Genomic DNA, 17,880 nt, shown 5'->3' with positions numbered 1-17,880 from the left:
AGGAGATGCTATTTTTATTCAACTAACGAAGCGATATTTTATGAAGAAATTTAATAGGAGGTAATGGAAGTGGATTTTATCTACATATCATCTGTCATTGTGGCAATTTTGTTTGTGTCCATTGCAGTGTTTCAAGTGGTACTTTCACTTGGCTATCCTTTTGGTGAATTTGCCATGGGTGGATATTATAAAGTTTTACCAAAAAAATTACGTATTGTGAGTGCTGTTAATACTTTGATTCTCTTATTTATGGGTTTTATTTTTCTGCAACACACTAATGTCATAAATGGTTTAAATTTTTTATCTACAAATATATTAGTATGGGTTATTACAATTTTCCTCGGCATTAATACAATAGCAAACCTAATATCTCGGAGCAAAAAAGAGAGATTTCTTATGACACCATTATCTGGTATCACTTTCATATTCTGTTTATTTATTGCTTTATCATAAATTATTTCTTTTATTCTTCTTCACCAAACGGGGTAGCGATAGCATAAGAAGCTATTGCTACTTTTGTTGAAGAAACGCGGAGGTTTGCTGAAAAGTTTTTAAGGAGGAATTGATATGAACGATGAGAAAAAAAGTTTTTATTTATATATGGCAGTTGGATATACTGGTCTTCTCCTAATTGGATTAGCAGCTATAAGGTATATTTCAGTTTTCCACGACACGCTAGGACAGAGCCTTGCTTTGTTTGGCTTTATATTCGTAACAGTGTATATAAGATTTGCGGAAAAGAAGTTAGGTATTAGCAAAAAAGAATCCATTATAAGTAACGCTATCTTAATTGTTGTATTATTTGCATTTTGGTTATATTTTAAATAGTTATTATTCAACAAACGGAGTGCAATACTTTAAATAACAGGGAGTGGTAGCATTGAACTTATATCTTCATAATTATTTAGATGTATTTAAAAGGAACTTTATGTTGATTGTTATGGCATTGGTATTATTAGCTGTAACATTCTTTGTTTGGGCTGGAGTTCCATTTTTTATAATCGGAAGTTTAGTTGCAGACTTTACTTCTAACTTTGTAATTATTTACTTCTGCATTGCATTATCAGGAGGGTTTCTATTTTCATTCTATTTTGTTCCGTTCAACGTAAAAGTTGCTAAGAATATAGCCAGAATAAAGAACCTTAGTGTAGCAGTAGCTTTCGTGTATTTACAAACAGTATGGATATTAGTAAGTTCACTTATTTTTGGCACAGCGTTAATCTTGATGAATGCTCTTCAACTATAGGAGTAGCGTTAGTACAATAAGTTCTCGCTGCTCTTGTTCAACAAAAAGGGAGAATATTTTAAGAAGAAATTTGCTTTAGGGGGAAAGAATTTGCTGAAAGTATTAAGAATTATCTTATCAATATCCGTTGTCACATTAGGTAGCTATATTTTAATAACTCGAAAAATGGAATTATTGCCTTATTCTTTATTTTTAGTGGGTGTCCTAACGTTGGTATTAGGCTTAATTGAACTTAAAAAAGACAAAAAGTCATTTTGGGGATATATAAACATTGGTGCATCTGCGTTTGTATTTTTCGTTGTTATTTATACTTCACAATTCAGCTAACGGGTGACTTTACTTCAATAACGATCTTCCGTATAGCAATATTCATTCTAAGTTTTGTGAGAGGCACAATTACGACATATTTTAATTTTTCCTTGCCAAAAACTTTGTATTATTGGCTAGGGGGGATTAATAATTTTACGGCTGTCTGTTATTTGTCATTTAAATCATGGAACGTTTCAGGTAGTAGTCAGTAAAAATTCACTAACGGGTGCAATTCTTGAACAAGGAATTGTGTCCTTTTTTGTTATCATCGTGAGATTTCTATGTATCTTTTAGAGAGATTAAATTGAGAAAGTAATTTATTCATCAATTTCAACAACTAAAAAAGACTTATGATGGTCTGGAAGATTGATTGAAGAAAATACGTATCTCTTCAGTTGATATTCCAATCTCTAGAGCTTGTAAGATTAATTCTACCCATTCTTTATCGAGATCTTTAATAGATAATTGTCTATTCATATATTCTCCCATCTTATGTAAAATATAGGACATTAGTTATATTATTTACTAGTTACAAATAAATTGCAATAACTTTTGTTCGACAAATATTTGTTTCATATTTTGCAAATGCTGTGCATTAAATTTAAACCACTTCTTCAACAATCAGGCGCTATTCTGTAATAAGAATTGCGCCCTTTCTATGTGAATTGGGCCAGATTGTTGCAGATTAGTGTGATCTTTTATCAGAAAGTCAATACAAATAGAAGTGGTAATTGGAAATTTTATGTTAACATGAGACTAGAAAATATAAGAGTTTGTGAAACTTTGCACTTAAACTATCGGGGAGAATCGTTACATAAAAGATGCAATTTTTTTATTAAACTAACGTAGCATTTACTTCAATAATAAGAAGGGGGTATTATGTGAAAAAAACAACGGTCTTATCTATTATAATTGGAATAATTATCTTAATGCTAATAGGACTAATTCTTCCCAAATATGAAGAAATGCTTGATTTTTTTAATGTTAAATGGATTTTAATTTATTCAATTTTATTAAGTCTTTTGTATTTCTTATTTGGCATTTTGATTGAGACTAAAAGGTTAATTAAAGTGTTTTCTAAGAAAGTAAGAGTTAATTGGTTACAATTTAGTTTTGTAGTTATTTTAATTTTATTAGTTTTCGTTCCCACAGCATATTGGTTAATGCTGTTTCCTCATAATTTTTTAATTAGTTTTATTTCGAAGCTTGAAATTCAAGTTATTTTAAACGTTCTCGCAGGAATTTTATTTGTACGGTCATTTTATAAAGAAATTTAACTTGGCTTAAATTTTAACTAAGGGAAGCGATAGCACAAGAACTCTCGCAGCTCTTATTGAAGTATTGGGGAGAATAGTGGAAGAAGTAAATAATTAAAAGATGGTGGTTATTATGGAATGGAAAGAACTTAAAGATAGTAATGATATTGAAAATCTCTTAGATACATTTGGTGGGTTTCATGATAGTTGCTTAAAGGAATTATATATGTGGACGGAAAGCTATGTAGATGAAAATTTATCAATGGGTATGTCAACAGAGCTTGATACTAATGTACGAATCCTTTTCCAAAGACAGTGTGATAATCCTTCTGCAATTGAACTGCTTTTTGAAGGAGTAACTCAATTTCACATCATTCCAAGTCCGATAAACTATGACCCAATCATTTATGAAGCAAAACTTATTTTACACGAAGGTCTTTTTTATTGGGCTGATGATTATGATTGGGAATCAAATGATTTTACTCATGGTACAAATAGCTGGGTTTCTGCAAAGGGTCTTAAATGGCGTGATGTGAGTTCATGGATGGGTAAAAAAAGCAGATACGGTTTAATCACACAAGATTAAATTTCTTATTCAACAAACGGGTGAGCAATAGCTCAATAAGCCTTTGGTGCTGTTGCGGCGCTACTCGGAGTTAGTAAAAATAAAGAACAATTATAAAAAATATTCAGGAGGTATATATGAAGAATATTATTTCGATGTTTTTAATGATGATATTATTATTTTTAGTAGCTTGCAGTCACAGTGGTCTTTCGACATACGATGAAATGCTATCGGAAAGTGATGAGGAATTCACCTATCATTCCCTTCTTGCAGAAAATGAAGGTTCTTATGCTGCTTATGCCGTTGTAGAAACGGAAGAGGAGGTAAGAGAGTTGAAAGAAATCTTGCAAAGACCTTTTATCGAAGCTTTCCTAACGTCTCAAGAAAACCACGTGGATAATATCAAATATGGTGGATTAGAAGTTTCTCAAATACCGTCATATTATGTGTTTGATACGGAAACGCTCATATATCAGACACATGAAAAAGAAGAATTAATAACTTATTTAGACGAAATGGAATAGTTGGAAATGACTGAGCAATAAACATATCGACAAATTGATGTGTTGATTGGCTATATTAGATTTAGTCATCGTTAGTAAATGTGAGTGATTACACTTAAAGTAACGGGTGCGTTAGCAGAAGAAGCTGTTACTGCTCTTGTTACACAAATGGGGAGAATAGTTGATCAAGAGATTTAAAATATATAATGTAATCGTCCTTAAAATTGGACGATTATTTTGTTTGTAAAAAAATGAAAAAATTTAAGCCAAATAAGACTTTGGTTTGTCTAATAAGTGTAAGACAAAAAAAGAAAGGGTGAATTCCAATCATTAGATTAGTAAAAAAAGCTCAAAAAGGAAATGACAAAGCCTTTTTAAAGCTTTTCCAGCAGTATGAAGAAGATATTTATCGAATGGCTTATGTATATGTAAAAAACAAAGACGATGCTTTAGATGTTGTTCAAGAAGTAGCTTATCAATCATTTAAGAAGATAAATACATTGAAAAAACCAGAATATTTCAAAACGTGGTTAATGAAAATCACAATGAACTGTGCAAGGAATGTAGTAAGGAAAAATAAAAAAGTTGTTCATTTAAAATCAGAATATGAGGAGTTTATAGGAACAGAGAATGAAGATATTCCCCTTTCTATAACACTCCAAGACTTGATAGAAGCATTGGAAGAGGATGAAAAAAGCATAGTTTTACTAAGGTTTTATCATAATCATACATTTAAAGAAATATCGGAGGTATTGGAAATACCACTTGGAACGGCAAAATCAGTTCTATATCGTGCATTAGATAAACTTCGTAAACAATTTAAGGAGGGTGATATTTGTGAACAATAAAATAAATCAAGAGTTACAAAAAATAGAATTTCCAAAAGAATTACATGAAAGGTCTATAATGGGCGTGAAAAAAGCCACAGCAGAGCAACAAAAAAGGAAATTTAAAAATCCATTAGTAGCGGCAGCAATTATTATAGTGTTATCTACTACTTCAGCTGCTTTTGCCTTTCCGTCTATTGCAGCACAAATTCCATTTATGGATAATGTCATTAGTTTTTTTTATGATGAGGAGAGAGACTACAATAATTTTGAAGCCTTCTCAACAGAAATAGGTCTTGCACAGACTAGTAATGGTACGACTGTTATGATAGATAATGCGGTATATGACGGAACAAATATTACTATTTCATTCGCAATCGAAACAGAAAAAGAAGTTGAAAAAGAAATTGAAATCCGTGCAACAAATTGGTTTGATGTTGTTGGAGCAAGTGGTATGGGAGGAAGTGAAAAAATTACAAAGATTAGTGACAATCACTATGTAGGATTGGCAACTTTTACTCCTAATTTCAAAAATGAAGAATATCCTGAAACAGTTGAAATTACTTGGAACCCTGAAGCCTTTAATAGTTTATCAAATGATTTAGCAGTAGAAGGCGATTGGTCATTTGCTTTTTCACTCAATCGTTTAGAAGGTGATGTAGATTTGTTAAATGAAACTGTACAGAATGATAATGTGAATTTCACGCTTAAATTTGTTGAGTTCACTGATGTATCCACTATTATTAGCTATGAACAAGTTATATCAGAAGAACTTCTAAAAGACTGGGAAAGTGTTACACCTGTTTTCAATGTAAAAGATGACCTTGGTAATGTGTATATGAATGGAACTAGCGGTGGCGGAGAGACATCTAATGACTATAAAACATTTAAAGGAACAAGTGACTTTGGTACAATTCAAGAGGGTGCTACCAAGCTCTTCATTCAACCTATCCAGATTGCAAGTCTCAATTCTGGAAAAGGTCATACAATAATTGAGCTTGAGCCTGTTGTCATAGAGTTAAAAAAATAGGAACCATTTAGTTAAAGATTGTGAGTTATTGTACTTAAACTCCCTCAGTGTGATTGTTATATCTCTTGAATGCTCACTTATTCGCAGGATTCCATAACCCTTCATAAGGGACAGCGGAGGATTGGAATGAGTGATGATGGTTTAGGCTACATGAAGGCGTGCTCGAATAAAGGAGTTAGATGAAACTCCATTTTTTACCATATACTGCACGTATTCTCCACGCCGCCCCTGGAGGCTAGCCCTCCCATGTCTCAACGGGTCTTATAAATAAGCCCTCTCATTCCTTCGTCACGCCTATCCAAGGGGTGGAGGCCGGTTTTGCTATAGGTATGGGTCAAAGCCCTTTTGTTTAAGTCATCCAGTACTCCGTGCTTTCTTTGGATCCTGCGAATAAGCCAACATTCAAAATTTTAAAAGGTGATTAATGTATAAAATAAATCTGTCTTCGTCATTATGCAGCTACTGAAGTTGAGGCTTGTACTTTTTCTGGGCAATAGGATTCATTGCGACGGGCCATGCTTACCAATATTCTTGCCAGTTTACCGATCAATTTCATGATAGATTTCATCCCTTTCATTTTCTTGACATGAATATTATTGTAGTGAAGATCTTTGAACTCAGGGTTGTTCATGACAAGACTCAAGGTTGCTAAGTAAAGAAAGCGCCGTAGGCGGGACCTTCCTCGTTTAGAGATCACCACCTTTCCTTTCCATTTACCAGAGCTTGCTTCTACTAGATGTAAACCTGCATGTCGCAGTAAAGCATTTCCATGAGCGAATCCACTTAGATCACCAGCTTCGCCTAATATGCCAGATAGTGAGATTTTACTAATACCTTTCATGGCCAGTAGTTTCATAGCGAAAGGGATCTGGTTCAAGCACTCCGTGACTTCGTTTTCCACTCTTTCGAGTTGTATGGAAGCAAGGTCGTATTCCTCTAGTAATTGTGATAAGTGAAAGGTATACGCATCGATTGCTGTCTGGCTACCGATAGATTCTTTAGCCAATTCACTTAATAGACGGGCTTTCTGGAACCCAGGCTGTCTCTTCATGATGGATCTCCAACCTTGAACAATGTCTTGCGGAGATAAGCTTTTAAGTTCACCTGGAGTAGGGAATAATCGAAGAGTCGCAATGGCTCCTTTACATGTTACGTTTTTGAAAACTTCTCGCAACTCAGGGAAAACGACATCTACCCAGCGGTTGATTTGATTCACAGAACTGACCAGTCGTTTGACAACAACGTCTCGATTCGACATCAGTACTTGGAGCTTTTCGAAGGATTCAGGCGTCTTGTGAATGAACGTATAATAGCCGTTTTTGACCATATCAGCTATCACAACTGCATCTTTTTTATCACTCTTGGATTGGGTATTATCCCGATTTTCTTTATTACGTTTGACTAAATGAGGGTTAACTGTGACAGCCTCAATGGTTTGATTTAATAGCCACTTAGACAAGTTGGTCCAGTAATGTCCCGTTGGTTCCATCCCAACGATCGTTGAATGTAGATTGTTTTTACGATTTAGCTCGTTGATCCACTCTTTTAACCTATGAAATCCATCCTCATTATTTTCAAAGGATAGGGGATCACCTACAACAATACCGCGGAAATTTACAGCACGAGCCACATGAATATGTTGGGCAATATCAACACCAACAACGAGATGACTGTCTGAAATTCTTTCAATCAATTGATTTTGTTTGTTTTGCATTTTATACTTCATATAGAGCTTCCTCCTTAGAATGATTTGTGTTCGTGTCTATAATCATTTTACTGAGGGGCTCTTTTTTTATCAAACCTGATAAATAACGATCTACAGGAATGCTAATGGAGTGCGTTAGTTTAAGAAGCACGTTACCTTTTAGTACCTAATTCCTATCGATTATATCTTCAACAAACAGGCGCAAATCTGTAATAAGAAATGCGTCTTTTCTTTGTGTATAGGCATTAGTGGAACAAACAATTATTTCAATAGAAATAAAAATTACATGGTAATATAGTTTAAAAAGGCTGTGTTACATTATGAAAGTTTCTTTAATTGTTGCGATGGATCAGAATAGAGTAATTGGAAATGAGAACGACATTCCATGGAGAATTCCTAAGGATTGGGAGTATGTTAAAAATACTACACTGGGACATCCAATCATATTGGGTAGAAAGAATCTTGAGTCAATTGGAAGGGCATTACCTAACAGAAGGAATATTATTTTAACAAGAGACAGGAATTTTAACTTTGAAGGTTGTGAAATTGCCCATTCAATAGAAGATGTTTTTGGGCTAGGTAAAGATGAGGAAGAGATTTTCATTTTTGGGGGAGAACAGATTTATAATATGTTCATGCCTTATGTTGAGAAGATGTATATTACAAAAATTCATCATGAATTCAAAGGTGATACATTTTTTCCGAAGGTTAATCTCGATGAATGGAAAGAAGTATCTATAGAAAAAGGGGTTATGAATGACAAAAACCCATATAACTACTATTTTCATATTTATGAAAGAAAGGGTATTAAGGTAACGAGGTAATCTGCGTTAGTGCAAAAAGCTAGCTGCCTTTTAGTACCTAAGTCCTATCGATCCTTTCTTCAACAATCAGGCGCAATTCTGTAATAAGGATTGCGATCTTTTTTGTGTATAGGGCAAATGGTTGAAGAGTAGTTCCTAAGAATTTGAAAATGAATTGGGAAATTTATGTTAAAGTGATAATAGAAAATATAAGATTTGTGAAATTTTCGCTTAAACTCCCTCAGTGTGATTGTTATATCTCTTGAATGCTCACTTATTCGCAGGATTCCATAACCCTTCATAAGGGACCAGCGGAGGAATGGAATGAGTGATGATGGTTAAGGCTACATGAAGGCGTGCTCGAATAAAGGAGTTAGATGAAACTCCATTTTTTACCATATACTGCACGTATTCTCCACGCCGCCCCTGGAGGCTAGCCCTCCCATGTCTCAACGGGTCTTATAAAATAAGCCCTCTCATTCCTTCGTCACGCCTATCCAAGGGGTGGAGGCCGGTTTTGCTATAGGTATGGGTCATAGCCCTTTTGTTTAAGTCATCCAGTACTCCGTGCTTTCTTTGGATCCTGCGAATAAGCCAACATTCAAATTTTTAATAAGGTAATTAGGGTATAAAATAAATCTGTCTTCGTCATTATGCAGCTATAGAAGTTGAAGGTTGTACTTTTTCTGGGCAATAGGATTCATTGCGACGGGCCATGCTTACCAATATTCTTGCTAGTTTACCGATCAATTTCATGATAGATTTCATCCCCTTCATTTTCTTAACATGAATATTATTGTAGTGAAGATCTTTGAACTCAGGGTTGTTCATGACAAGACTCATGGTTGCTAAGTAAAGAAAGCGCCGTAGGCGGGATCTTCCTCGTTTAGAGATCACCACTTTTCCATTCCACTTACCAGAACTTGCCTCTACTAGATGTAAACCTGCATGTCGCAATAAAGCATTCCCATGGGCGAATCCACTTAGATCACCAGCTTCACCTAATATGCCAGAAAGTGAGATTTGACTAATACCTTTCATGGCCAGTAGTTTCATAGCGAAAGGGATTTGGTTCAAGCACTCCGTGACTTCCTGTTCAACTCTTTCGAGTTGTATGGAAGCAAGATCGTATTCCTCTAGCAATTGTGATAAGTGAAAGGTGTACGCATCAAGTGCTGTCTGGCTCCCGATAGATTCTTTAGCCAATTCACTTAGTAGACGGGCTTTTCGGAACCCAGGCTGTCTTTTCATGGTGGATCTCCAACCTTGAACAATGTCTTCCGGAGATAAGCTTTTAAGTTCTCCTGGAGTAGGAAATAACCGAAGTGTGGCAATGGCTCCTTTACATGTCACGTTTTTGAAAACTTCTCGCAACTCAGGGAAGACGACATCTACCCAGCGATTGATTTGGTTCACAGAACTGACCAGTCGTTTGACAACAACGTCTCGATTCGACATCAATACTTGGAGCTTTTCGAAGGATTCAGGCGTCTTGTAAATGAAGGCATAGTAGCCGTTTTTGACCATATCAGCGATGACGAGTGCATCTTTTTTATCACTCTTTGATTGAGTATTATCCCTATTTTCTTTATTTCTTTTGACTAAATAAGGGTTGACTGTGACAGCCTCAATGGTTTGATTTAATAACCATTTAGACAAGTTCGTCCAGTAATGTCCCGTTGGTTCCATCCCAACGATCGTAGATTGTAAGTTGTTTTTACGTTTTAACTCGTTGATCCAAACTTTTAACCTATGAAATCCATCCTCATTATTTTCAAAGGATAGGGGATCACCTACAACAATACCGCGGAAATTCACTGCACGAGCCACATGAATATGTTGGGCAATATCAACACCAACAACGAGATGACTGTCTGAAATTCTTTCAATCAATTGATTTTGTTTGTTTTGCATTTTATACTTCATATAGAGCTTCCTCCTTAGAATGATTTGTGTTCGTGTCTATAATCATTTTACTGAGGGGCTCTTTTTTTATCAAACCTGATAAATAACGATCTACAGGAATGCTATAGGTGAGTTTAGTTCAATAATATGATTATGTTTGATGCTAAAATTATTCTAACAATGATTTGTTAATGAGGAGGATAATTATGGATAAGGTAATTGGTACTTTTAAGAATATGTTCTTAGACTTATTCTCTATGGGTAAAGGTTTTTTATATGGATTTGTAATGGTAGGGTTATTTATTGTGATCTGTGGTGCTTTGATATATGGATTTTTGTTTCTTAAAAGTTTCATATTTTAATTAAGATAAATTTAAATATAAACGTTACTTATTCAACAAACAGGCGCAATTCTGTAATAAGAATTGCGCCATTTCTTAGTGAATAGGGGCATATTGTTGAACAACTAGGTTCTGTAAAATTGGAAAATTTATGTTAATATGTTAATAGAGTGTCTAAGAGTTTGTGGATTTGTCACTTAAACTAGAAGCAGGTTGCTTCAAGAATGATAGATTAAAACAATTGAATAAACAATCAATTAATTAATAATAAGAATATATATTTATCGGAAATAGGGGGGAATTAAATGAAAGAATACGAAAAAATTATTTGGGCAAATAATGATGAAATTACAATCAGTACCAACAAGAGTTTTTTAGATACAGATGTAATACATAACTTCCTAAGTAACGATTCTTATTGGGTAAAGGGTATTTCTAAGGAATTAATAGAAGCATCCATTGAAAATTCTATTCTTTGTTATGGGGTTTACGATGGTAATCCCAATAATATTTCTGCTAAACAGGTTGGTTTTGCACGGGTTGTTTCTGACCTTGTAAGATTTTCTTGGATTGGTGATGTTTTTATCCTTCCTGAATATAGAGGCCGAGGACTAAGCAAATGGTTAATGAGTGTCATTACAGAACATCCAAAATTAAAAGGAACAAGTTTTCAACTTGCTACAAAAGATGCACATTCACTTTACGCACAATATGGATTTAAACCATTAGGACAAATTGAAAACAGAATGAATAGACCTCTTGATTGGGAAGTTATATATGAAGGTTATAGAATAAAAATCTTATAGTACAGACTTCTTCAACGGGTTAGCATTAGTTGAACAAGCAGCTACCTTTAAGTACCTAATTCCTACCTTTTGGTAACAGAGAAGAGATTACTAAAGAAATTTAAAAATGATATTTGTTATTAAAGTAACGTGAGTAGTGGAACCAATATTCAAATGAGAAGAGAAGGGTTGAGATTAGATGAGTAGAGAAGAGAGCAAATATGATTTGATTGGAAAAACTTATAACCAAACAAGAAGACCAGATAAGAGAATAGTAAAAACTTTAATGGCAAAATTGAACCTTGATGCTCCTGCAACTATTGTAGATGTTGGAGCAGGAACAGGTAATTATAGTTTTGAACTTGCTGAGAGTGGTTTTAATGTTCTGGCAGTGGAACCATCAAAAGTAATGAGAGAACAAACAAACGCACATTCAAATATTAAATGGGTAAATGGAGTTGCAGAAAGTATTCCTCTTGATGATGCTATTGCAGATGCCGTGATATGTATTCTTGCAACTCACCACTTTCAGGACTTAGAAAAATCCTTTTATGAGATGAAACGAATATTAAAAGAAAATGGAAAGTTAATCATATTATTAGCAGACCCACGTTTGTGTGGTAGCGACTGTTGGTTAGTTGACTACTTCTCACCAGTATTTGAGAAAGCTTATAAAGTTTATAAGCCACTAAACGAAGTGTCAGATTCTTTGAGCAAGGTTTTTAATAACCAGGTTCAGATAGTACCATTCATTATCCCTCATGATATTGAAGATAAATTCTTTGTTTCAGCATGGAGAAACCCAGAATTATATTTACAATCTAGCTTCCGAGCTGGAGTTTCCCCATTGGCAAATGTACCAACGGAACTTCTAAACCCAATCTTAGAAAAATTGGAATTTGATTTAGAAAGCGGACAGTGGGCAAAGAAATATGGTCACTATTTAGAACATGATTTCTATGAAGGTGGTTATCGTTTCTTAGTTACAGCAAAATAAAACAAATTTCCAATGTCTCCAATCAAGACTGATTGGGACATTTTCTTCTTCAACAATCAGGCGCAATTCCGTAATAAGAATTGCGCCCTTCGGTACGGAAATTATTCAAAACGGTCTCTTTCAATAAAATGAAATTTTTGCTAAGCATTTAAAAAATGAAATAGAAATTTTTAAAATGTTTGCGAAAGAATTGAAGGTAGTTTTCGGAAAGCTAAAGTTCAATAAAATTTGAATATTAATTCTACTGATGGTGTATATTGGTAGGAAATGCTGAATAAATAAAGTAGCAGGCAGATTATTAAGTAAATTCTGCCTGCTTATATATTTAATTACTTTTTACAGCGATTACCTCAATTTCAATAAGTGCATCTGGATGAAACAAGCGACTAACCTCCACAGTGGAATCTGCTGGATAAGGAACGGTGAAATACTTTTCTCGTAATGCGATAACTTCTTTGAAATTAGACATGTCACTTAAGAAGATGGTGACCTTACAGACATTATCTAATGATGATCCTCCTGCTTGCAGAACTTTATCAAGATTCTTAAAAGTCTGCTCAGCCTGCGCAATAAAGTCCCCCGCATGTATGATTTCACTATTTTCATTAGTACTGGTCTGACCGGAAATAAAGAGCAATTCCCCAAAAGAAATACCTTGTGATAGATGGAAAGATGCATAAAAATCAGGTGTAATCTTAATTTGCTTTATTTCTTTTTTCATAGTTAACTCCTCTTGAAAATTTGATAATTCAGTAGTTCATGTTAATTCTTCATCACGTATCACAGCAATTGGATTAAATAGAGTCGGATCAAAGGCTTGAATACTTTTATTTTCCTTCACTTTATTGGGCCAGTCATAGTTTGCTAAAGCACTCGTCCCTAAAGCTACAAAATCTGCTTCTTCATTTTCGACCAATCTATTTGTTTTGTTTGGCTCGCCAAGTTGACCGTTAGCTATCACTGGAAGATTTGAGTATTTCTTAGCAAGATAGGATAACGTTGCCCCTTTTTCATCGAAGGCAGGTTGATCTGCGTGGAACTCCGTAGTATGAATATAATCCGGTTTAGCAGAAGCTAAATTTCCGAAAATTATTTGAGCCTCCTTTTCTTTTTCGCTCCATTTATGGTAAAAATCGTTTACTTTTCCTTGAGAAACTCGAATACCAACAACAAAATCTTTACCTACCTTTTTCCTAATGGCTTTTAATACGAGTACACTTAAACGAACCCGGTTCTCCGAAGTACCACCATACTCATCTGAGCGTTGATTTGTGTAATCTGTATGGAATTGATCGAGCAAATATCCGTTTGCTCCATGAACTTCGATCCCATCAAAACCTACATTTTTAGCACGTAAAGCAGCGTCTGCAAAATGTTCAACAACCTCTTGTATTTTTTTTGTGGAAATTTCTTGAGGGATAGCATATTCTCCACTACCACCATGAGATACCAGTTTCTCTCCTTTTGGTTTAACAGCAGAAGGAGCAATAGAGTGAGCAGTATAACGATTATACTGAACTAATGCACCAGCATGTTGTAACTGTAAGAAGATTTTCCCGCCTGCTTTATGCACTGCCTCCACGACTGGTCTCCAAGCTTCTGCTTGCTCATCTGTTGCTATTCCTGGTTGATTTTCATAGGCTTGACTATGTGTTAAATCAGGATACGTCCCCTCAGTAATAATTAATGGAAATCCGCCTTTTACAAACCTTGCATAGTATTGAGCCATTTTTTCATTCGCAAATCCATTCGGTTCAGCACTTGTTCGAGTCATCGGAGAAATCACCATTCTGTTTGGTAGCTCAATTGAACCAATATTGTGAGTTGAAAAGATAGCTGGGTAGGTGGTCATCATGTATCACTCCTATTTATAATTTTCCTTACACATAGAAGTTTACATAGCTGTAAGCATTTAGTAAAATGATTAAAAGTGATATATCCATCAATATAAATGATAGGGGAGGAGAGAGAATATGGAACTGACAGATTTAAAAATTTTTCTTACTGTTGCTGACGAAAGAAATGTTTCAAAGAGTGCAGTTATATTAGGCTATGTCCAATCGAACATAACAAACCGTATAAAAAAACTGGAAACAGAGTTAGGAAGTCCCTTATTCTATCGTCATCCTAAAGGTGTAACGTTGACAGATAAAGGAGAGATCTTTTATGACCACGCTGCATCAATTATGAAGAGAGCAGAAGAAGCGATAGCTGCTGTTCAAGAATCAGAGGATTTTTCTGGCACGTTATCTATTGGTATGGTAGAAACATTGGCATCACATAAATTTATGAGTATTCTTTCTGATTTTCAACAAAACTATGCCAATGTTTCTCTTTCTCTAAATACAGGCACCTCTCCTAAACTACTTGAGCAAGTTCAGAAATATCAATTAGATGCAGCTTTTGTAACAGGGGAGGTAAAGGCAACGAATGTCTCTGTGGAGTATACTATAGAAGATATTGTTAGTGTGATTACAAGTAAGTCAAAACAAGAAGAAGATTATTCTCGAAATTGGGTGGTTTTTCCTGAGGGTTGTCCATTTAGAAAAACATTAAATCAATGGATGGAAAGAAGAGGAATGAAACCAATAAACTTTATAGAAGTGACTACATTAGACACACTATTAAATTGCGTGAAATCTGGTTTGGCTTCGGCGGTTCTCCCCATGTCAGTCATTTCAGAAGATCAAAAGAATGAATACAGCATGACGCTTTTACCAGTAGAACACCGATATATGAATACTCATTTGGTTAGACCAAAAGATCTTTCCATGAATAAAGTGCTGTCGTCATTTATTGAAAAAATACAGCAGAATGAACTTTAGAAATACTAAAAGATCTTACAATATATCATCTATAGGTGTTCGCATACATATAATAGGTTCATTTATATCCGCTCATTGCTTGACAATCAGCGGTTGCTTTAATGAGTGTCCTGCTGTGGAATATTATATATCCAAATATGAATAATTATCACAACACGGAGGAATAGACAGTATTCACCTCCGCATTGAAGCTTTATAATTAGTTACATTATCCTAAAAATCTAAAGCGCTTTTTATTTTGTATTCTGTCCCTTGCATTGTCAGCAGTCATTTAATTCGATTAAGGAAGTAGGGTGGATAAATGTGTTTCGGGATGGTACTTCTTTAAGGGTGTTGATCGCTTCAATAGTTCCACCATATCCGGATTCGCCAACAGTGGCCGTGCAAAGGCTGCCAATTGAATTTCACTGCTGCTAATGGCCTCTTCTGCGATATTCGGAGTCATTTCTCCTACTCCAATGGAGGCTTTATTCCAGTACTTTCTTATGAGTGCATGAAGTGTTAACGTGTGGTTCGTTAAAGGCTTCTTAAATGAAGGGGAGGAGGGATGAATGAGAGAAATTCCCGTCTTATAAAAAACATTTAATATTTCTTGAACTGTATCCTCCGGGTTCTCCCAATAATACAAAGGCAAGTCGTCTTTGTGTTCAGAAAAACGAACAATTACTTTATCAATCCCGATAGAGTTACCAACAGCTTTTATTATTTGTTCCAGGAATAGAAACTTTTTTTGCCCATATTCATCTTTTCTAAGGTTGGTTATATAGGATTGAAATTGATCAATCAGATAACCATGGGCTGCATGAATTTCCACCCCGTCAAACCCTGCATTCATTGCATTTTCCGCAGCAGCAGCGAAGTCGGCAATCGTTCTTTCGATATCGGTAATCGTCATTGGCCGAGGCGTTTCATAAGGCATGCGAATGTTATGAGTCTGTCCGTTTGCCTGCACTGCTGAAGGAGCAATTGGTTTTGTTCCCCCTGTGAAGTAGGAATGACTTAACCTTCCCACATGCCACAGTTGCGCAATGATCAGACCACCTGCTTTGTGTACTTCTTTGGTGACATCCTTCCAGGCTTCTACTTGCCGAAGAGTATATAATCCAGGTATGCCAACGGTTCCCTGTGCTTCTTTACTAATCGAAATTCCCTCTGTAATAATCATTCCTACGCCATAGAAAGCTCGGATTTTGTAATAATTAATTGTATCTGGATGAATGATCCCTAAATCATTTGCAAATCCTCTGGTCATGGGAGCCATTACTACCTTAGATTGAAGAGAATAATTTCCTATCTGTACAGGCTCTAATAATTCCACTGCTATCCCTCATTTCTTTTTATTTATAAGTTAAGTTTATAGCGAAATACGGATATAGTACATACGATTCCACTTGAATAATGAGTCATTAACTTATAAAATATTGATAAATGAATTAAAATACTTATAATTTATAAGGGAGGTGACGTCGTGGATGAAATAGACCATCAAATAATCATGTTATTACAGAAAGACAGTAAAACTTCCATGACTCATTTAGGGAAACAAATTTCGTTATCACAACCTGCAGTAACAGAAAGAGTAAGAAAATTAGAAGAGAAAAGTATTATTGAAGGATACAAAGCAGTAGTAAATCGAAAAAAAATCAATAAATCTATTACTGGGTTTTTATTATTTCAAGCAAAGAACTGTACAGATTTTGTTTCTTATTGTGAAGAGGTAGAGGACGTACTGGAAATTTATCGGATCAGTGGACAATACAATTTTCTGGTGAAAATCGTTGCTGAAACTTTGGAGGATTTGGAGAGCTTAGTCAATGATTTAGGTCGGTACGGAGAATCGACTACCTTAGTAGTACTATCTACGCCGATAGAAAACAGACCTATTGTCCCATCTGCATTATTAGAATAATAATTTTGCTTTGGGATTATATCTTCTGTTATTTAAGGAAAGCTACCGATTGTTTCAATAGAGTCTCTTAATTTCCAGGCAGCGAGCATAGAGTGGATTCGACAATTCGTGATAGTTAACGAACTTCAAGCAACAGCCTTTGATTTTTCACAATCAGGCGCAATCCCAGAATTGCTTACCGTTTGTTTAAGTGAATAACATCACATAATTAAAAGAAAACAAAACGCCCTTCTAAATAGAGTGTTAGTTTCAATTCGTTTAACTTATACTTTCTACTGTAATGTTATTAAAAGAAACAAGATCTTATTACTCTATTATATTGTGAACAGTAGTTCTATTATTTTCTTGAATTAAAATAGTTTTATTAAACTACTCTTGTTTTAAATTTAAACTTTCTGATTTGCCATGCCATTCAATAATAACATTAATTTCTTCATTATTTTCATAAATATTACTTCCGCTATTTTCACTTTCTACATAGCCGTATTCACTTAATTCTCTGCCCGTTACTGAAATATTGGCAATACTATAATTTATATTTTCAGGTATTGAATCTTCACCAGTATATCGAATGGTATAGTCAGCAGTTTCTTCATATGCGGTATATTTAACTTCCCAATTATCCCCTTCACCTGAAAAATGCGTGGTGGTCTGTGTCTGTAAAGAACAACCTGCAATCACCAGAATAGCCATAGAAACTATAATATAAAAAAACAATCTCATAATCCTATTCCTCCCTCTTCTTATTGGATTTCTTCACAAATATATTAGTTATAGCTAAAGACACACCTTTTAATTGTGTTAATATCCCCAATAGCGTTCTAAAGAGATTACGGTACTTCCACTAACGCACTCCCGATACTTGAATAAGCAA

22 protein-coding genes are annotated in these 17,880 nt (G+C 34.8%); 15 read left to right on the top strand and 7 right to left on the bottom strand.

Annotated elements, in window-relative coordinates:
• The first annotated feature begins 63 nt into the window (after positions 1 to 63).
• The 4 genes from CEF18_RS17590 (at position 64) to CEF18_RS17575 (ending at position 1,573) form a co-directional block, all read left to right on the top strand.
• Complete coding sequence (locus tag CEF18_RS17590) at positions 64 to 453, top strand: hypothetical protein (protein WP_259457968.1); 390 nt, start codon at positions 64 to 66, stop codon at positions 451 to 453.
• A gap of 114 nt (positions 454 to 567) precedes the next feature.
• Positions 568 to 828, top strand: a complete 261-nt coding sequence (locus CEF18_RS17585; protein WP_110937859.1) for a hypothetical protein — start codon at positions 568 to 570, stop codon at positions 826 to 828.
• Positions 829 to 880: 52 nt separating this feature from the next.
• Positions 881 to 1,246, top strand: a complete 366-nt coding sequence (locus CEF18_RS17580; RefSeq protein WP_110937858.1) for a hypothetical protein — start codon at positions 881 to 883, stop codon at positions 1,244 to 1,246.
• A 90-nt stretch (positions 1,247 to 1,336) separates the two neighbouring features.
• Positions 1,337 to 1,573: a DUF3953 domain-containing protein gene (locus CEF18_RS17575; protein ID WP_110937857.1), complete on the top strand. Its 237-nt coding sequence runs from the start codon at positions 1,337 to 1,339 to the stop codon at positions 1,571 to 1,573.
• A 330-nt stretch (positions 1,574 to 1,903) separates the two neighbouring features.
• Here CEF18_RS17575 and CEF18_RS17570 read toward each other — a convergent pair whose 3' ends face one another.
• On the bottom strand, positions 1,904 to 2,032 hold the full coding sequence (locus tag CEF18_RS17570) for an anti-repressor SinI family protein (protein ID WP_110937856.1): 129 nt from the start codon (positions 2,030 to 2,032) through the stop codon (positions 1,904 to 1,906).
• Positions 2,033 to 2,436: 404 nt separating this feature from the next.
• On the opposite strand from CEF18_RS17570, the gene CEF18_RS17565 reads away from it, so the two are divergent.
• The 5 genes from CEF18_RS17565 (at position 2,437) to CEF18_RS17545 (ending at position 5,736) form a co-directional block, all read left to right on the top strand.
• Positions 2,437 to 2,832 (top strand): hypothetical protein, encoded by a 396-nt coding sequence (locus CEF18_RS17565; RefSeq protein ID WP_110937855.1) that lies wholly within the window; start codon positions 2,437 to 2,439, stop codon positions 2,830 to 2,832.
• Between the two features lie 112 nt (positions 2,833 to 2,944).
• Positions 2,945 to 3,397 (top strand): hypothetical protein, encoded by a 453-nt coding sequence (locus CEF18_RS17560; RefSeq protein WP_110937854.1) that lies wholly within the window; start codon positions 2,945 to 2,947, stop codon positions 3,395 to 3,397.
• 116 nt (positions 3,398 to 3,513) lie between these two features.
• The gene (locus tag CEF18_RS17555) at positions 3,514 to 3,900 is read left to right on the top strand and encodes a hypothetical protein (protein WP_110937853.1); all 387 of its coding nucleotides are present in this window, start codon (positions 3,514 to 3,516) and stop codon (positions 3,898 to 3,900) included.
• A gap of 305 nt (positions 3,901 to 4,205) precedes the next feature.
• Positions 4,206 to 4,727, top strand: coding sequence for a sigma-70 family RNA polymerase sigma factor (locus tag CEF18_RS17550; protein WP_223292436.1), 522 nt, complete (start codon positions 4,206 to 4,208; stop codon positions 4,725 to 4,727).
• Complete coding sequence (locus CEF18_RS17545; RefSeq protein ID WP_110937851.1) at positions 4,717 to 5,736, top strand: DUF4179 domain-containing protein; 1,020 nt, start codon at positions 4,717 to 4,719, stop codon at positions 5,734 to 5,736. The genes CEF18_RS17550 and CEF18_RS17545 overlap by 11 nt, the downstream gene beginning before the upstream one ends.
• 451 nt (positions 5,737 to 6,187) lie before the next feature.
• Here CEF18_RS17545 and CEF18_RS17540 read toward each other — a convergent pair whose 3' ends face one another.
• Complete coding sequence (locus CEF18_RS17540) at positions 6,188 to 7,462, bottom strand: IS110 family RNA-guided transposase (RefSeq protein WP_110937850.1); 1,275 nt, start codon at positions 7,460 to 7,462, stop codon at positions 6,188 to 6,190.
• A 299-nt stretch (positions 7,463 to 7,761) separates the two neighbouring features.
• Here CEF18_RS17540 and dfr point away from each other — a divergent pair, with 299 nt between their 5' ends.
• Entirely contained in the window at positions 7,762 to 8,265 is a 504-nt protein-coding gene (dfr, locus tag CEF18_RS17535; protein ID WP_110937849.1) for a DfrD/DfrG/DfrK family trimethoprim-resistant dihydrofolate reductase, read from the top strand.
• 630 nt (positions 8,266 to 8,895) lie between these two features.
• Here the strand turns inward: dfr and CEF18_RS17530 are convergent.
• Positions 8,896 to 10,170 (bottom strand): IS110 family RNA-guided transposase, encoded by a 1,275-nt coding sequence (locus CEF18_RS17530; protein WP_110935630.1) that lies wholly within the window; start codon positions 10,168 to 10,170, stop codon positions 8,896 to 8,898.
• A gap of 185 nt (positions 10,171 to 10,355) precedes the next feature.
• Between CEF18_RS17530 and CEF18_RS26065 the strand changes: the two genes are divergently transcribed.
• From CEF18_RS26065 to CEF18_RS17520, 3 genes are all read left to right on the top strand, one after another.
• Complete coding sequence (locus tag CEF18_RS26065) at positions 10,356 to 10,511, top strand: hypothetical protein (RefSeq protein ID WP_183041252.1); 156 nt, start codon at positions 10,356 to 10,358, stop codon at positions 10,509 to 10,511.
• Between the two features lie 284 nt (positions 10,512 to 10,795).
• Entirely contained in the window at positions 10,796 to 11,296 is a 501-nt protein-coding gene (locus CEF18_RS17525) for a GNAT family N-acetyltransferase (protein ID WP_110937848.1), read from the top strand.
• 178 nt (positions 11,297 to 11,474) lie between these two features.
• The gene (locus tag CEF18_RS17520; RefSeq protein ID WP_110937847.1) at positions 11,475 to 12,272 is read left to right on the top strand and encodes a class I SAM-dependent methyltransferase; all 798 of its coding nucleotides are present in this window, start codon (positions 11,475 to 11,477) and stop codon (positions 12,270 to 12,272) included.
• Positions 12,273 to 12,597: 325 nt separating this feature from the next.
• On the opposite strand, the gene CEF18_RS17515 is transcribed toward CEF18_RS17520, so the two are convergent.
• Positions 12,598 to 12,993 (bottom strand): RidA family protein, encoded by a 396-nt coding sequence (locus CEF18_RS17515; RefSeq protein ID WP_110937846.1) that lies wholly within the window; start codon positions 12,991 to 12,993, stop codon positions 12,598 to 12,600.
• A 36-nt stretch (positions 12,994 to 13,029) separates the two neighbouring features.
• A complete protein-coding gene (locus tag CEF18_RS17510) occupies positions 13,030 to 14,124 on the bottom strand; it encodes an oxidoreductase (RefSeq protein WP_110937845.1) in 1,095 nt (364 codons plus the stop codon).
• A 121-nt stretch (positions 14,125 to 14,245) separates the two neighbouring features.
• On the opposite strand from CEF18_RS17510, the gene CEF18_RS17505 reads away from it, so the two are divergent.
• Positions 14,246 to 15,097, top strand: coding sequence for a LysR family transcriptional regulator (locus tag CEF18_RS17505; RefSeq protein ID WP_110937844.1), 852 nt, complete (start codon positions 14,246 to 14,248; stop codon positions 15,095 to 15,097).
• A 280-nt stretch (positions 15,098 to 15,377) separates the two neighbouring features.
• On the opposite strand, the gene CEF18_RS17500 is transcribed toward CEF18_RS17505, so the two are convergent.
• Positions 15,378 to 16,415 (bottom strand): oxidoreductase, encoded by a 1,038-nt coding sequence (locus tag CEF18_RS17500; protein WP_223292396.1) that lies wholly within the window; start codon positions 16,413 to 16,415, stop codon positions 15,378 to 15,380.
• A gap of 150 nt (positions 16,416 to 16,565) precedes the next feature.
• Between CEF18_RS17500 and CEF18_RS17495 the strand changes: the two genes are divergently transcribed.
• Positions 16,566 to 17,006 (top strand): Lrp/AsnC family transcriptional regulator, encoded by a 441-nt coding sequence (locus CEF18_RS17495; protein WP_110937842.1) that lies wholly within the window; start codon positions 16,566 to 16,568, stop codon positions 17,004 to 17,006.
• Between the two features lie 369 nt (positions 17,007 to 17,375).
• Here the strand turns inward: CEF18_RS17495 and CEF18_RS17490 are convergent, their stop codons facing one another.
• Positions 17,376 to 17,729: a hypothetical protein gene (locus CEF18_RS17490; protein WP_110937841.1), complete on the bottom strand. Its 354-nt coding sequence runs from the start codon at positions 17,727 to 17,729 to the stop codon at positions 17,376 to 17,378.
• Positions 17,730 to 17,880: the final 151 nt, after the last annotated feature.

It is taken from the genome of Salipaludibacillus neizhouensis (assembly GCF_002886185.1).
GTDB lineage: Bacteria > Bacillota > Bacilli > Bacillales > Salisediminibacteriaceae > Salipaludibacillus > Salipaludibacillus neizhouensis.
This window is presented reverse-complemented; position numbering and strand designations above follow the sequence as displayed.

Bases quoted from the DNA above. Each gene is read 5' to 3' on its own strand.
- CEF18_RS17590 (WP_259457968.1), top strand. From the start codon at position 64: ATGGAAGTGGATTTTATCTACATATCATCTGTCATTGTGGCAATTTTG.
- CEF18_RS17585 (WP_110937859.1), top strand. From the start codon at position 568: ATGAACGATGAGAAAAAAAGTTTTTATTTATATATGGCAGTTGGATAT.
- CEF18_RS17570 (WP_110937856.1), bottom strand. From the start codon at position 2,032: ATGAATAGACAATTATCTATTAAAGATCTCGATAAAGAATGGGTAGAA.
- CEF18_RS17560 (WP_110937854.1), top strand. From the start codon at position 2,945: ATGGAATGGAAAGAACTTAAAGATAGTAATGATATTGAAAATCTCTTA.
- CEF18_RS17555 (WP_110937853.1), top strand. From the start codon at position 3,514: ATGAAGAATATTATTTCGATGTTTTTAATGATGATATTATTATTTTTA.
- CEF18_RS17540 (WP_110937850.1), bottom strand. From the start codon at position 7,462: ATGAAGTATAAAATGCAAAACAAACAAAATCAATTGATTGAAAGAATT.
- dfr (WP_110937849.1), top strand. From the start codon at position 7,762: ATGAAAGTTTCTTTAATTGTTGCGATGGATCAGAATAGAGTAATTGGA.
- CEF18_RS17530 (WP_110935630.1), bottom strand. From the start codon at position 10,170: ATGAAGTATAAAATGCAAAACAAACAAAATCAATTGATTGAAAGAATT.
- CEF18_RS26065 (WP_183041252.1), top strand. From the start codon at position 10,356: ATGGATAAGGTAATTGGTACTTTTAAGAATATGTTCTTAGACTTATTC.
- CEF18_RS17525 (WP_110937848.1), top strand. From the start codon at position 10,796: ATGAAAGAATACGAAAAAATTATTTGGGCAAATAATGATGAAATTACA.
- CEF18_RS17520 (WP_110937847.1), top strand. From the start codon at position 11,475: ATGAGTAGAGAAGAGAGCAAATATGATTTGATTGGAAAAACTTATAAC.
- CEF18_RS17515 (WP_110937846.1), bottom strand. From the start codon at position 12,993: ATGAAAAAAGAAATAAAGCAAATTAAGATTACACCTGATTTTTATGCA.
- CEF18_RS17510 (WP_110937845.1), bottom strand. From the start codon at position 14,124: ATGACCACCTACCCAGCTATCTTTTCAACTCACAATATTGGTTCAATT.
- CEF18_RS17505 (WP_110937844.1), top strand. From the start codon at position 14,246: ATGGAACTGACAGATTTAAAAATTTTTCTTACTGTTGCTGACGAAAGA.
- CEF18_RS17490 (WP_110937841.1), bottom strand. From the start codon at position 17,729: ATGAGATTGTTTTTTTATATTATAGTTTCTATGGCTATTCTGGTGATT.